Source organism: Pseudomonas sp. PME37.24/025 (assembly GCF_055556615.1).
Map to the genome: position 1 here is coordinate 97,138 of NZ_JBVHNK010000005.1, position 13,522 is coordinate 110,659.

At 59.1% G+C, this 13,522-nt stretch carries 13 protein-coding genes; 4 read left to right on the plus strand and 9 right to left on the minus strand.

Features of this window, described 5'->3' with window-relative positions:
* Positions 1–22 precede the first annotated feature (22 nt).
* Positions 23–1,525: a sodium/proton antiporter NhaB gene (gene nhaB / locus ACZ3HH_RS10925; RefSeq protein WP_465804482.1), complete on the plus strand. Its 1,503-nt coding sequence runs from the start codon at positions 23–25 to the stop codon at positions 1,523–1,525.
* A gap of 117 nt (positions 1,526–1,642) precedes the next feature.
* Here the strand turns inward: nhaB and ACZ3HH_RS10930 are convergent, their stop codons facing one another.
* From ACZ3HH_RS10930 to gnd, 3 genes are read right to left on the minus strand one after another with little or no spacing between them, the layout of a single operon-like run.
* Positions 1,643–2,464, minus strand: coding sequence for an HAD family hydrolase (locus ACZ3HH_RS10930; RefSeq protein WP_465804484.1), 822 nt, complete (start codon positions 2,462–2,464; stop codon positions 1,643–1,645).
* On the minus strand, positions 2,457–3,983 hold the full coding sequence (gene zwf / locus ACZ3HH_RS10935; RefSeq protein ID WP_465804485.1) for a glucose-6-phosphate dehydrogenase: 1,527 nt from the start codon (positions 3,981–3,983) through the stop codon (positions 2,457–2,459). Before zwf ends, ACZ3HH_RS10930 begins: the two co-directional genes overlap by 8 nt.
* Entirely contained in the window at positions 3,980–4,960 is a 981-nt protein-coding gene (gene gnd, locus ACZ3HH_RS10940; RefSeq protein WP_465804487.1) for a phosphogluconate dehydrogenase (NAD(+)-dependent, decarboxylating), read from the minus strand. Before gnd ends, zwf begins: the two co-directional genes overlap by 4 nt.
* A gap of 272 nt (positions 4,961–5,232) precedes the next feature.
* Here gnd and ACZ3HH_RS10945 point away from each other — a divergent pair, with 272 nt between their 5' ends.
* Together ACZ3HH_RS10945 and ACZ3HH_RS10950 are read left to right on the plus strand one after the other, a co-directional pair.
* On the plus strand, positions 5,233–5,415 hold the full coding sequence (locus ACZ3HH_RS10945; RefSeq protein ID WP_123359599.1) for a DUF6026 family protein: 183 nt from the start codon (positions 5,233–5,235) through the stop codon (positions 5,413–5,415).
* A 198-nt stretch (positions 5,416–5,613) separates the two neighbouring features.
* On the plus strand, positions 5,614–7,359 hold the full coding sequence (locus ACZ3HH_RS10950; RefSeq protein WP_465804489.1) for a phosphoethanolamine transferase CptA: 1,746 nt from the start codon (positions 5,614–5,616) through the stop codon (positions 7,357–7,359).
* Positions 7,360–7,541: 182 nt separating this feature from the next.
* Here ACZ3HH_RS10950 and ACZ3HH_RS10955 read toward each other — a convergent pair whose 3' ends face one another.
* The 5 genes from ACZ3HH_RS10955 to ACZ3HH_RS10975 form a co-directional block, all read right to left on the minus strand.
* Positions 7,542–8,033 carry a GNAT family N-acetyltransferase gene (locus ACZ3HH_RS10955; RefSeq protein ID WP_454186222.1) on the minus strand — a complete coding sequence of 164 codons (492 nt, stop codon included), beginning with the start codon at positions 8,031–8,033 and terminating at the stop codon, positions 7,542–7,544.
* A gap of 116 nt (positions 8,034–8,149) precedes the next feature.
* On the minus strand, positions 8,150–8,731 hold the full coding sequence (locus tag ACZ3HH_RS10960; protein WP_465804491.1) for a DinB family protein: 582 nt from the start codon (positions 8,729–8,731) through the stop codon (positions 8,150–8,152).
* An 18-nt stretch (positions 8,732–8,749) separates the two neighbouring features.
* The gene (gene zapE, locus ACZ3HH_RS10965; protein WP_465804493.1) at positions 8,750–9,868 is read right to left on the minus strand and encodes a cell division protein ZapE; all 1,119 of its coding nucleotides are present in this window, start codon (positions 9,866–9,868) and stop codon (positions 8,750–8,752) included.
* 240 nt (positions 9,869–10,108) lie between these two features.
* On the minus strand, positions 10,109–10,450 hold the full coding sequence (locus tag ACZ3HH_RS10970; protein WP_030130317.1) for a nuclear transport factor 2 family protein: 342 nt from the start codon (positions 10,448–10,450) through the stop codon (positions 10,109–10,111).
* A 52-nt stretch (positions 10,451–10,502) separates the two neighbouring features.
* The gene (locus ACZ3HH_RS10975) at positions 10,503–11,219 is read right to left on the minus strand and encodes a helix-turn-helix transcriptional regulator (protein ID WP_465804495.1); all 717 of its coding nucleotides are present in this window, start codon (positions 11,217–11,219) and stop codon (positions 10,503–10,505) included.
* Between the two features lie 233 nt (positions 11,220–11,452).
* Here ACZ3HH_RS10975 and ACZ3HH_RS10980 point away from each other — a divergent pair, with 233 nt between their 5' ends.
* Positions 11,453–11,926: an LEA/WHy family protein gene (locus ACZ3HH_RS10980; RefSeq protein WP_465804497.1), complete on the plus strand. Its 474-nt coding sequence runs from the start codon at positions 11,453–11,455 to the stop codon at positions 11,924–11,926.
* A 3-nt stretch (positions 11,927–11,929) separates the two neighbouring features.
* On the opposite strand, the gene ACZ3HH_RS10985 is transcribed toward ACZ3HH_RS10980, so the two are convergent.
* Entirely contained in the window at positions 11,930–13,507 is a 1,578-nt protein-coding gene (locus tag ACZ3HH_RS10985; protein WP_465804498.1) for an alkaline phosphatase D family protein, read from the minus strand.
* Positions 13,508–13,522 lie beyond the last annotated feature (15 nt).

Genomic DNA, 13,522 nt, shown 5'->3' on the forward strand with positions numbered 1-13,522 from the left:
TTCTTAATACAAGGAGTAGCCGATGTCCGGCTCTATGGCCCAGGCCTTCGCGCATAACTTTCTCGGGCACTCACCTCGTTGGTACAAGGCAAGCATCATCGGCTTCCTGATTCTCAATGCCCTGGTGTTGTGGACGGTCGGTCCGGTGGCGGCCGGCTGGCTGTTGGTGCTGGAGTTCATCTTCACCCTGGCCATGGCGCTCAAGTGTTACCCGCTGATGCCTGGCGGCTTGCTGTTGATCGAGGCATTACTGCTGAAAATGACCACGCCCCAGGCGCTTTATGACGAGCTGGTGCACAACTTCCCGGTGATCCTGTTGCTGATGTTCATGGTAGCGGGCATCTATTTCATGAAAGACCTGCTGCTGTTTCTTTTCTCGCGTCTGCTATTGGGGGTTCGCTCCAAGGCGCTATTGGCCTTGATGTTCTGTTTCCTGTCCGCGTTTCTGTCGGCGTTTCTCGATGCGTTGACCGTGACGGCAGTAATCATCAGTGCCTCCGTGGGGTTTTATTCGGTGTATCACCGTGTCGCCTCAGGCCACGATCCGCGCGAGAATGCCGAATTCAGCGACGACCGGCATTTACCCAGCCTTCATCATGCCGACCTCGAACAGTTCCGCGCCTTCCTGCGCAGCCTGCTGATGCACGGTGCTGTCGGCACCGCGCTGGGTGGTGTGTGCACGCTGGTTGGCGAGCCGCAGAACCTGCTGATCGGCCATGAGATGGGGTGGCACTTCGCCGAGTTCTTTCTGAAGATCGCCCCGGTGTCGTTACCAGTATTGGCAGCCGGTCTGGTGACCTGCGTGCTGCTGGAAAAATTGCGCTGGTTCGGCTATGGCACGCTGCTGCCGGACAACGTGCGTGCGGTGCTGGCCAACTACGCCGCCGAAGACAACGCCCAACGCACTTCCCGTCAACGCGCTGCGTTGCTGGTACAAGGGATGGCGGCGCTGATTCTGATTGCAGGGCTGGCGTTTCACATCGCCGAAGTGGGCCTGATCGGTTTGATGGTAATCGTGCTGATCACCGCATTCACCGGCATTACCGACGAACACCGCATCGGCAACGCATTCAAGGATGCAATGCCGTTCACGGCACTGCTGGTGGTGTTTTTCGCAGTGGTGGCCGTGATTCACGATCAGCAATTGTTCACGCCGCTGATCCAGTGGGTGCTGGCGCTGCCGGCAGATCAACAGCCGGGCATGTTGTTTATTGCCAATGGCTTGCTGTCGGCCATCAGCGACAACGTATTCGTGGCAACCATTTACATCACCGAAGTGAAACAGGCGTTCATCTCCGGCCACATGAGCCGCGAGCACTTTGAAACCCTGGCGATTGCGATCAATACCGGTACGAATCTGCCAAGCGTGGCAACACCCAATGGCCAGGCGGCGTTTCTGTTCCTGCTGACCTCGGCGATTGCTCCGCTGATTCGCCTGTCGTACGGGCGGATGGTGTGGATGGCACTGCCTTACACCGTGGTGATGGGCGTGTTGGGCTGGTATGCGGTGAGCTACTGGCTGTAACACTGAACAAAAATGTGGGAGCGAGCCTGCTCGCGATAGCGGTTTTTCATTCAACATCGATGTTGAATGAAATGGCCTCATCGCGAGCAGGCTCGCTCCCACATTGGTTTCGTGTCGTCATCGAGGAAGGATGTATTGCTCAATCGCCTGGGCCGCGCCGTCTTCGGTATTGGCCCCGGTCACCACGTCGGCCTGACGCTTCACCGCCTCCTCCGCCTGCCCCATGGCGATCGATAACCCGGCTCGATGAAACATCGCCGGGTCATTGCCGCCGTCACCGAGGGCGGCGGTCTGTTCCAGCGGTACACCGAGAAACTCGGCCAGCGTCACCAATGCCTCGCCCTTGTTGGCTTTCATCGCGGTCACGTCCAGATAGATCGGTTGTGAACGCGAGACCTGCGCCTGCCCTTCGACCTTGGGCAGCAACTGCGCTTCCAGTTCGATCAACAGTTCGGCGTTGTTGCTGGCGGCGACGATTTTGTCGATACGCGCCATGCAAGGCTCAAAACTCTCGACCACCACCGGCGGATACCCCAAACCATGCTGCTCTCGCGGGACCATCGGGCCATATGGATCCTTCAACAGCCAGTCGCCGCCACTGAACACCCAGACTTCAATGTCCGGCTGATCGGCAAACAGCGCCAAAGCCGTCAGCGCCGCCGTTGCCGGCAAATAATGCGCAACCAGCAAACTGCCGTCCGGGTTTACGATTGTGCCGCCATTGAAGGCCGCCGTCGGCAGATCGACACCCAGGGCTTCGATCTGCTGCAACATGGCTTTGGGCGGACGCCCGGTGGCCAGGCTGAACAGCACGCCGGCCTCGCGCAAGGCGCGGACTGCTTCGATCGTGCGCTGACTGAGGCTGTGATCAGGGAGCAGTAAAGTGCCGTCCATGTCACTGAGCAGAAAACGGATGGATTGTTGCGTGACGTCACTCACCGACATTGTGCCAAACGCGGCCGTCGCGGCTCAGCAGCTCGTCAGCGGTCTGAGGTCCGTCTTCGCCGGCCGCATAGTTCTCCATCGTTGCGTCCTGCTCCCAGGCGTCCAGGAATGGCTGCACGGCGCGCCAGCCATTCTCGATGTTGTCGGCACGCTGGAACAACGTCTGATCGCCAGTCAGGCAGTCGTAGATCAGCGTTTCATAGCCCGTCGACGGCTGCATCTCGAAGAAATCCTTATAAGCAAAACCCAGCTCGATATTGGCCATGTTCAACGCCTGCCCGGGCCGTTTGGCCAGCAGGTCGAACCACATGCCTTCGTTGGGTTGAATCTGGATCCGCAGGTAGGTCGGCTGCAACTCATCGACCTCGGTGTCGCGGAACTGCGCATACGGTGCCGGCTTGAAGCAAATGACAATCTCGGTGTCGCGCGCGCTCATGCGCTTGCCGGTGCGCAGGTAGAACGGCACGCCGACCCAGCGCCAGTTGTCGATCATGACTTTGAGCGCAACATAGGTTTCGGTCGTGCTGTCAGGCGCCACGTTGGCTTCCTGGCGATAACCGGGCAGCGGCTCGCCATCGATCTGGCCGGAGGTGTATTGGCCGCGCACCGAGTTGGCTCGCGCCTCCTCGGTCGACCAGGGGCGGATCGCGCCGACGACTTTGGCTTTTTCGCCGCGTACCGCATCGGCGCCAAAAGCGGCCGGTGGCTCCATGGCCACCATCGCCAATAATTGGAACAGGTGATTGGGCACCATGTCCCGCAGGGCGCCGGTGACCTCATAAAAACTGCCACGGGTTTCCACGCCGACGGTTTCGGCGGCGGTGATTTGCACGTGGTCGATGTAATGGTTGTTCCAGAAGGCTTCGAACAGGCTGTTGGAGAACCGGCTGACCAGAATGTTCTGCACGGTTTCCTTGCCCAGATAGTGATCGATCCGGTAGATCTGCTTTTCCGTCATCACTTTGAGCAAGCACGCGTTCAAGGCTTCGGCGGTGTGCAAGTCGGAGCCGAAAGGTTTTTCGATCACCACCCTTCTGAACGCTTCGGGGGTTTCTTGCAGCAATCCGGCGGCACCGAGACGCTGCACCACTTCACTGAAAAAGCGCGGCGCGGTGGCCAGGTAGAAAATCGCATTGCCGGTGCCGCTGGCGGCGATTTTCGCCGCCAGCGCTTCGTAGGTGCGTTCGTCAAGGAAATCGCCCTGGACGTAGCTGATATGGTTGGCCAGTTTGGCCCACAAGGCCGGATCAAGGGCTTGATCGCCCTTGCCGACCTTGGCCGCCACTTCCGCCCGAATGAAATCTTCGAGTTTTTTGGCGAAGGCTTCGTCACTGATGGCGTTGTGATCAACGCCGATGATCCGCAGTCCATTCCCCAGCAAACCGTCGCGACTCAGGTTGTACAGCGCCGGCATCAGCAGGCGCTTGACCAGATCACCATGGGCACCGAACAAAAACAGCGTGGTAGGCGGTGCGGGTTCTGCCTTGGATTTCCTGCGGATCACATGGGTCATTTTTTCGGGGTCTCCACATGGCCGCCGAAGCCGAAGCGCTGGGCCGAGAGAATCTTGTCGCCAAAGGTGCCTTGCCCGCGCGAACGGTAGCGCGAGAACAGCGAGTTCGACAGCACCGGTACAGGCACCGATTGCTCCATCGCGGCCTCGATGGTCCAGCGACCTTCACCGCTGTCAGCCACCGAGCCTGAGTAACCGTCGAGTTTCGGGTCGCTGGCCAGGGCATCGGCGGTCAGGTCGAGCAGCCAGGACGACACCACGCTGCCACGCCGCCAGACTTCGGCGATGTCGGCAACGTTCAGGTCAAAGCGCTGATCTTCCGGCAGGTTGGTGCTGGCCTTGGTCTTGAGGATGTCGAAGCCTTCGGCGAAGGCCTGCATCATTCCGTATTCGATGCCGTTGTGGATCATCTTGACGAAGTGCCCGGCCCCGGCGGGTCCTGCGTGGATGTAACCACGCTCGGCGCGATCGTCATCGGACTTACGGTCCTTGGTGCGCGGGATGTCGCCCAGGCCCGGGGCCAGGCTTTCGAACAGCGGGTCAAGACGCTTAACGGTCTCGGCATCGCCGCCGATCATCATGCAATAACCACGCTCCAGGCCCCAGACGCCGCCGGAGGTGCCGACGTCGATGTAGTGCAGGCCTTTTTCCGACAGGGTTTTGGCCCGGCGGATGTCGTCTTTATAGAAGGTGTTGCCGCCGTCGATGATGGTATCGCCCGCGTCGAGCAAGGTGCTCAGGGTGTCGATGGTGTCTTCGGTCGGTGCGCCGGCGGGCAGCATGACCCACACCGCGCGAGGTTTGGCCAGGCCAGCGACCAGGGCTGGCAAGTCGGCAACACCGGTGGCGCCTGCTTCAACCAGGGTGTCGACAAAGGCGGTATTGCGGTCGTAAACAACGGTGGTATGTCCGTTGAGCATCAGGCGCCGCGAAATATTGCCGCCCATGCGGCCCAGTCCAATAATCCCGAGTTGCATGTACTGATGCTCCCTACTACAAATAAAGTGTGTCAAAGGTTATAGCCCAACGCGACTAATGAGGGTTAGTCCAGAGCGGCGCAATGAAGTTTCCGGGCATTGTGCCCGATCCAGACTGATAACGTCGGGAATCGTACCGAAGACACAACGACCATGAAAAATAAAAAAGTTCCCTTCAAGGGCAAAAGAAATCAAAATTGGCGCCGATAGTAAGAGAGCACCTGATCCAGGGAGCGAACTTACAGTTGAGACAGCCATTTGCGAGGTGAGCAATGGGCACCGTACACACAGCACTGCCAGCACAAACCCTTTACGTCACGATCCGTCGCGATGAACTGCGCCAGTTGAAAGACGAGCGTGACCAATTGAAGCGGGAAGTCGCGCAATTGCGCCTGCTGACCCAAGGCAATGAGGTTCAGCCCTGGCCTGTCACCCAACGTGCCCCCCACGCCTGACCCCCTCGTTTGACTCGGAAGCAGCCACCGCTGTTTCCGACTCGCTGTAACTCTGCCAGCTCCAGCAACTCACAAAGTTTTCACACCTTCTTGTCGATACTCCGGTTCATTGTGGCCGCTCGGTATTCGCGCGGCGTACGCTCGTCTGTGACAAGGAGAGTGCCGACGGCCGAAGAAATTATCAGGCTGGAGTGCTGAATGGCTTTGTTTAAACGCAGCAAAACGTCTGCGAATGGTTTTGATTGGGCAGGATTTCTCTGGTTATTCCTGTTCTTCTGGTATTTTTCCGGCATCACCCAACTGCTGATTCAACTGTCGGGCACTTCCGGGTTTACCGGGTTCCGCCAGGCCTTTGTTATGAGTGCCATCTGGCTCGCGCCGATGCTGTTGTTCCCTAGGCAAACACGCGTGATGGCCGCGCTGATCGGCGTGGTGCTGTGGGCCTGTTCGATGGCCAGCCTAGGTTATTTTTTCATCTATCAGCAGGAATTTTCCCAGAGCGTCATCTTCATCATGTTCGAATCGAACGTGTCTGAAGCCGGCGAGTACATGACCCAGTATTTTGCCTGGTGGATGGTACTGGCGTTCCTCGCCCACACCGCGTTCGCGTATTTCCTCTGGACCCGCCTGCGTCCGGTGTACCTGCCTCGTGGCCAGGCGTTGATCGCAGCGATGGCGATTCTGCTGGCAGTAGTCGGTTACCCGCTGATCAAGCAGACCGCGCACACCGGCAGCCTGGCGGGCGGCTTCGAGAAATTCGAGACTCGCATCGAACCCGCGGTGCCGTGGCAGATGGCCGTGGCCTATCACCGTTACCTCAATACCCTGGCCGGCATGCAAGCCATGCTCGACAGCGCCAGCAAGATTGCACCGCTCAAGAACCTCACCGATGCGATGGCCAATCAGCCCGCGACTCTGGTGCTGGTGATCGGCGAATCCACCAACCGTCAGCGCATGAGCCTGTACGGTTACCCACGGGAAACCACGCCGGAACTGGACAAACTCAAGGACCAACTGGCGGTTTTCGATAACGTTATTACCCCACGCCCCTACACCATTGAGGCGTTGCAGCAGGTACTGACATTCGCCGACGAAGAAAACCCGGACCTTTACCTGTCGACGCCGTCGCTGGTCAGCATGATGAAACAGGCGGGTTACAAGACCTTCTGGATCACCAACCAGCAGACCATGACCAAGCGCAACACCATGCTCACGACGTTCTCCCAGCAGGCCGATGAGCAGGTGTACCTGAACAATAACCGTAACCAAAATGCCGCCCAGTACGATGGCGACGTGATCGAACCGTTCAACAAGGCGCTGGCCGATGCGGCGCCGCGCAAGCTGATCGTTGTGCATTTGCTCGGCACGCACATGAGCTACCAGTACCGTTACCCGTCGACGTTCAACAAGTTCACCGACCGCAAAGGTGTTCCGGACGGCGTGCGTGACGATCAGGTGCCGACGTACAACAGCTATGACAACGCAGTGCTGTACAACGACTTCGTGGTGTCGAGCCTGATCAAGGACTACGCCAAGACTGATCCCAACGGCTTCCTGCTGTACCTCTCCGACCACGGCGAAGACGTTTTCGACTCCGCCGGCCACAATACCCTGGGCCGCAACGAGAGCAAGCCGACGGCACCGATGTACACCATTCCATTCATGGCTTGGGCTTCGCCGAAATGGCGCGAAACCCATGACTGGAATTTTGCCGGTGATCTCGGACGGCCGTACAGCAGTTCTCAGCTGATTCACACCTGGGCGGATCTGGCAGGTCTGAGTTTCGATGAACTGGACCGCAGCAAAAGCCTGGTCAGCGACAGCTTCAAATCACGACCGTTGATGATCGGCGATCCTTATGAGCGCCAGCAGCGGCCGTTGATCGACTTCAGCCTGATAAAACCCAAGGGCACGCCTGTCACTCCGGCAGTTGTTCAGCAGTAATTGCACCCATGTGTGGGGGGGCTTATGTGGCGAGGGAGCTTGCTCCCGCTCGGCTGCGAAGCAGTCGTAAACCCTTTACATGCGGTTTAATTTTGAAATGCCGGGGTCGCTGCGCGACCCAACGGGAGCAAGCTCCCTCGCCACAAAAGCCCGCTCCCACAGGTTCCGCACCTTCCAGCGAATTAAAGCGCCTTGGTCCAGAACAGCATCCGCCCGTGCGCCGGGTCGAACATGCCTGGCGAAAAGCCGAATTTGCCGTAGGCCCCCTGAGCCACCGCATTGCCTTCCAGTACTTCCAGGGTGATTTTGCAGCAGCCGCGCTGGCGTGCGATGTCCTCGACTTTGTGCAGCATCTTCTGACTCAGCCCCAACCCGCGAAACTTCGACACCACTGCCACGTCATGCACGTTGACCAGCGGCCGGCAGGCGAAGGTCGAAAAACCTTCAAAGCAGTTCACCAGCCCTGCCGGCTCGCCGCCGACAAACGCCAGTACGCTGAAGGCATGGGGACGTTTGGCCAGTTCCCCCGGCAGTTGTTGCAACCTGTCGGCGGGTAATGGGTGACCGCCGCCCATCGGGTCTTCGGCGTAATGGTTCAACACCAGGCCAATCGCCTCGGCATGCACCGGGTTGGTGTAGCTGGCCTGAAGCACAAGAATTTCTGCGGATTCCATTTCCACCCTCAATCACACAAGTTGCCCCAGTTCGCCTCTTGCGCACTGAAAGGTCCAGCGACCTTATCGCGAGTGCCGGGGTGCCGACAACTGGATCCTGTTGTGATCGTTCTCTCTCAAACGCCCCAGATCAATGCCTCGGTCCATCCCAACTCGGCAAAGTCCTCAGCCCTCAACTCTGCCTCACCGGCACAGAAAAACTCGTCCAGTTGCGGTGGCTTGACCGAGGTGCCACTGAGCATCGCGTGAACCTGCCCGCGATGATGAATCTGATGCTCGAACAAATGGGACAGCATGCGCAAACGGCTGTCATGTTGCGGAGTGTCGCGCGCGATGGTCACGATCCGTCCGAGGCCTGTGTCGCGCAATTGCTCGCAATAGGCGATCAATCGACGGTCCACCAGGGCTTGCTCGCGCTTGAGATCGGCGCCGTGGGTGAACGGCTCGTCTTCGTTGAAAAATACGTAGCAGTCGGGATGCGGTTCGTCACCGCGCAACTCCCGCTCCAGGGCATCCACATAGAACCAGTCACAGGTCAGGATGTGATTAAGGGTCGCGCCGAGGCTTGGAAAAAAACTGACTCGCGGCGCCGCCAGCTCGGCCGGGCTTAGCTGAAGCCAGGCCTTGGCCAGTCGGTGATTGGCCCACGCGTTTTGATAGGCCATGGTCAGCAAATGGTGAGACAAGGGCTGATTCATGTTCGCTCCTTCCGGGTATCAAGCCTCGGCGAAACGTTTTAGCTGCATTTCCTGCAGACGACTGAGGGTGCGGCGAAACGGAAATTCCAGATAGCCCTCGGTGTACAACGCCTCCATCGGCACCTGAGCTTCGAGGTACAGCGGCACCTTGCGGTCGTAGCATTCGTCCACCAGGGCGATGAACCGGCGCACGCCGTCGTCGTGTACCGACAACTGCGGCAACTCGCGATCACCCGCCACTACCCGCTCGACACCGTCTTCAGTGCCGCGAGCGATGCGCCCTTCGCGCTTTTGTGCGCTGAGGTTGGGCACGTCGCTCAACAGAATAGCGCTGAAGGTGTCGCACAGGGCCATGAAGTCCATGGCGGCAAACGCCTGCTCGCAGAGCGAGGCGTAACGGCACCAGAGCACGGTTTGACTGGCCTGCATGACATTGACCGAACGGTAGCCGATCTTGACCGGATCGCTGGACAGCGACTGGCCGATGGTCAAGGCTTTGAACACCTCGCTCAACGCGCCGGGTTGACCCGGTACGTTCACCCAATAACGCTGCAGACCGGTGCCAGGGTGCAGACGATGATCTTCCCCGCCATCCACCGCAATGACCTGCATGTGTTGCTTGATGGCGGTAATGGCCGGCACGAACCGCTCACGGTTGAAGCCATCCGCGTACAGCTGATCCGGCGGCTGATTGGAGGTGCAGACCACCACCACGCCCTGCTCGAACATCACCTGAAACAAACGCCCGAGAATGATCGCGTCACCGATGTCGTTGACGAACAGTTCATCGAAACACAGTACGCGCACTTCCTGGCTCAACTCGCGGGCCAGCGCTTTCAATGGGTCGGCGGTACCGGTCAATTGAAAGGAACGCTGATGCACCCAGCCCATGAAATGATGAAAGTGTTGACGCCGGGACGGGACGCGCAGGTTTTGGTAGAACTGATCCATCAACCAGGTCTTGCCCCGCCCGACCGGGCCCCAGAGGTACACGCCGGTGATCGGCGTGTGGTTTTCATGCAAGGCTTCGTGGCATTTTTGCAACGCCCACACGGCATGTTCCTGAGCTTCGTCCTGGACGAAGCCCTTCTGTTCGATGGCGTGTTGCCAGGCGCTTAAGGGAGAGTCGACATTCATGCGCGGCAGTATACGTCTCTGGGGCTGCTGGCGAAGCCTGATGCTAGTAGGTCAAGCACAACCCCTGTGGGAGCGGGCTTTTGTGGCGAGGGGGCTTGCCCCCGTTGGGGTGCGAAGCGCCCCCGGCATTTCAAAGTTAAATCGCATGTACAGGGTTTACGCCTGCTTCGCAGCCGAACGGGGCGATGCGGCGTTCCGACAAGCCCCCTCGCCACACAAGCTCCCACAGGTTTCGCGTCGTTACAGCGAGATATCCAGCCGGGCAATCTTGCCCTGCTCATTGAGGCGGAACATGTAGCGCAGTTCCAGTGGGCTGCCGGGGAAGGTGCCGGAGATCAGGTTATGCACCAGCACTTTGCCGGTGCGCAGCTGAACGTCGAGCACCTCGACCCGGGGCTGATAACGTTGTGCGGTGTCTTGCATCCATTGGGCGATGGCTTGCGTGCCGACCTGATGCTGCCCTTCATCGAACACGTTGGCATCCTCAGCGAAAAAACTGGCAACCCTCGACGTGTCGCGAGCATTGGCAGCGGCAATATAGGCGGCGATGGCGGGGGCCAGTGAAGAGGCTGGACTGGACATGTTTACGGCTCCTTGTGAGTTGATTCTGGTGCCATGCTAAAACAAGTCTGTGTCAGTTCTTGTCAGGAGTGAAACGCCCTGCGTCGTCCAGTTGCATCTGCTTGCGCCAGGTGCGCAAGAGGTCGCTGCGCCGCCCCGGATAGCGTTCGCCCTGCTCGCTGGCGGCCGAGATCCGGTCGGTGCGAAAGGTGCGAAAGGCACTGCGCAATTCACACCAGGCAACGATGATCCGCACTTCGTTGAGAAAACCCAGGGCCAGGGGCCAGATCAGCCGCTGACTCGGCACCTGGTTGGCGTCTGCGTAATCAATGTGCAGTTTGGCCTGATCGCGGATGGCTTGGCGAAACACGTTCAAGGGCACGGCATTTTGCGGATAGCCATAACCCGGTGGGCCCGGTAGCACCGTCGGGTTGCGCAAGGCCTCCTGGGCCGCCGGGTCGAGTACCGCGGCGATTTTCGCCAGGGCATCGGCCGCGGCTTTGCCCAAGACCTCATCGCCACGCTGATCCACGTAGCGCAACCCGAGCACGATGGCTTCGGTTTCATCGGCATTGAGCATCAGGGGCGGCAGAAACAGACCGCTGCGCAACACATAGCCGATCCCCGCCTCGCCAAAAATCGGCGCGCCGAGCGCGGTGAGCTCCGCGATGTCGCGGTACAGCGTGCGTTCGGAAATCTCCAGTTCGCTGGCCAATGTCGCCGCAGTCACTGGACGACTTTTGCCCCGAAGCACTTGTAACAAAGTCAGTAAACGGCTGGTTCGCGACACGGTCGGCAGGCTCTTTGCTGAAAAGTCGTCGGAGCTTAGCAGAGGCTGCTGTCAGAAACTGGCAGGAGCGATTGGCCGCCTGAAAAGCGTCGCGGGCAAGTCGGATCGCCACACCGCTGCGGCGATCCGACTTGCCCGCGAAGGTGTCATAACAGGCTGCGAAATATCTTCGAATCACTGTCAGCGCGTTGTGCGCTATCGTGCTGAATAACTTCCTGTTCGAGAGCCTGTCCATGCGCAGATTGTTCGCCCTGTCTCTGTCCCTCCTGCTGCTCTCCCTCAGCGCCTGCGCCCTGTTCCCTCATCGCGACCCGCTGAACATCAACGTGGTCGGTATCGAGCCGCTGCCAAGCCAGGAACTGGAAGTGCGTTTTGCGGTAAAGCTGCGCGTGCAAAACCCCAATGAAACGGCAATCGATTACAACGGTGTAGCCCTGGATCTGGAGGTGAACGGTCAATCACTCGCCTCCGGTGTCAGCGACCAGTCGGGCTCGATTCCGCGCTTTTCCGAGGCGGTCATCGTGGTGCCGGTGAGCGTTTCGGCCTTCTCGGTGCTGCGTCAGACCCTCGGGCTGGGACAGACGCAGACACTGAACAATCTGCCGTACGTGCTTCGGGGCAAACTGGCCAGCGGCGTGTTCGGCACGATGCGTTTCGTTGATCGCGGCAAACTCAGCCTGCCGGGGCCGACTACCGACACCTGGTAACGCTCACGGCTCGGCCCGCGGCTTAACCGGATCGATCACCTGAGTCACACAATGTTTGAGGCCTTCTACGTGCCAGTGGGCCCACAGCCGACTTTTGCCGGTGCTTTCTTCATCCGGCTCTATCGCCAGCCAGTTTCGAGCGGCGATCAGGTAACGCCCCCGTGCACCGATGGGCAACAGGGTTCCGGTAATGGCGTAGTCGATCTGTTCCTGGTGCTTGCCAATGGACTCCAGAAACTGCACCGCCAACACCGGTGGTGCAGGATGCACAACCCCGGTCGAAATCAATTGGTAGATCAATCCTGAACCATCGTTGCGATGCCGGGACAACGTCGATTCGATCACGCAGGCCCCCGCCACATGAACATCACCGGACACCAGCGTGACCTTGCATGACTCGGCATGGGCGAAATCCAGCAACCGCATGATCAGCCGCTTGCGTTCGTCTCGATGGGGCAGGCTTCGCCAATGGTCGCGCAAGTCGTCCTCGAGTTCCTGTTGCCCCGATATCAGGTCCAGTGCCTTTTCGGCCGCCTGCAAATCCAGGTAGCCCACGGGAATACTCGACATCAGCAGCAAGTGCTTATGCCCCTTGACCTTGCCCAGCCAGGCATAAATCGCATCCCAACTGACGGGGGAAATGACTCGGGTTTGTTGAGCCCGTGGGGTCGTCAAATCCGGCGCACGTTCGCTGCGTAAATCAGGAACCAGCAATGCCAATTCGCCCAGGCCGGTAAACCCCAGGTGAAAGCCGTCGGCGGTGTCGGGAATCGCACAGGGATGAACATCAGCGGACGGCTTGAGATGAGGATGAGTCTGGATCAGTTGCTGCTGGAAAATCCTGAAATAGCGTTTGGCCGTGGCAAACAGCCCCTGGAACACCGGGCTTGAATGCAGAATCTCATCGTAGGAACCCCAGCCATCGATGATGTCATGGTCATCCCACATCATCACCGTCGGAACGGCGCTGAGCAGCTTCGCGACCTCAGGCTGTTTCCAGCGCTCCAGGTAGAGCCTGGCGAAGAACTTGTCCAGATCGGCTTCGATCACCTTGCTGTAGGCGGCCTTCTGACGGTCGGCGAAGGGTTTGGCGAACCAGATCTTCATGGACGTCACGCTGCTGCGCATTTCGTCGCTGTATACCTGATCGCCCCCCATCAACAACAGGTGATAGGGCTTGCTTTGATGAGTCCCCCACATGTGCTCCCAGCGCTCGTTGTTCCGGTCCACCTTCTCCATGCCCTTGGGGTCCGAAAAGCCGTTGCACGACACATAGGCCATGCGCGGCGACTGGCCCTCGGCCGGAACGACGAAGTTTGCCTCCGCGCCCTCTATCTTGACCGTGTAAGTGCTGGCAACAGCCTGCTCTTGCAGCGCTTTTAAATCGATGCGCCAGACGCGGTACTGAGGATTGAGCAACGGGATATCGGCGATGGCCAACGGTTTACCGGCACTGACACCGCCAGGCAACTTTACGCTGGGTGATGACGCGCCCAAAGGTAAAACCACTAGAGCGGACACGTTATAGACATTACTGTTGATGCCACGAAACTGCAGAATCGGGCCGAGTAACAAACTCATGGACAGTCCATCCGT

Bases quoted from the DNA above. Each gene is read 5' to 3' on its own strand.
- nhaB (WP_465804482.1), top strand. From the start codon at position 23: ATGTCCGGCTCTATGGCCCAGGCCTTCGCGCATAACTTTCTCGGGCAC.
- zwf (WP_465804485.1), bottom strand. From the start codon at position 3,983: ATGACCCATGTGATCCGCAGGAAATCCAAGGCAGAACCCGCACCGCCT.
- gnd (WP_465804487.1), bottom strand. From the start codon at position 4,960: ATGCAACTCGGGATTATTGGACTGGGCCGCATGGGCGGCAATATTTCG.
- ACZ3HH_RS10945 (WP_123359599.1), top strand. From the start codon at position 5,233: ATGGGCACCGTACACACAGCACTGCCAGCACAAACCCTTTACGTCACG.
- ACZ3HH_RS10950 (WP_465804489.1), top strand. From the start codon at position 5,614: ATGGCTTTGTTTAAACGCAGCAAAACGTCTGCGAATGGTTTTGATTGG.
- ACZ3HH_RS10955 (WP_454186222.1), bottom strand. From the start codon at position 8,033: ATGGAATCCGCAGAAATTCTTGTGCTTCAGGCCAGCTACACCAACCCG.
- ACZ3HH_RS10960 (WP_465804491.1), bottom strand. From the start codon at position 8,731: ATGAATCAGCCCTTGTCTCACCATTTGCTGACCATGGCCTATCAAAAC.
- zapE (WP_465804493.1), bottom strand. From the start codon at position 9,868: ATGAATGTCGACTCTCCCTTAAGCGCCTGGCAACACGCCATCGAACAG.
- ACZ3HH_RS10970 (WP_030130317.1), bottom strand. From the start codon at position 10,450: ATGTCCAGTCCAGCCTCTTCACTGGCCCCCGCCATCGCCGCCTATATT.
- ACZ3HH_RS10980 (WP_465804497.1), top strand. From the start codon at position 11,453: ATGCGCAGATTGTTCGCCCTGTCTCTGTCCCTCCTGCTGCTCTCCCTC.
- ACZ3HH_RS10985 (WP_465804498.1), bottom strand. From the start codon at position 13,507: ATGAGTTTGTTACTCGGCCCGATTCTGCAGTTTCGTGGCATCAACAGT.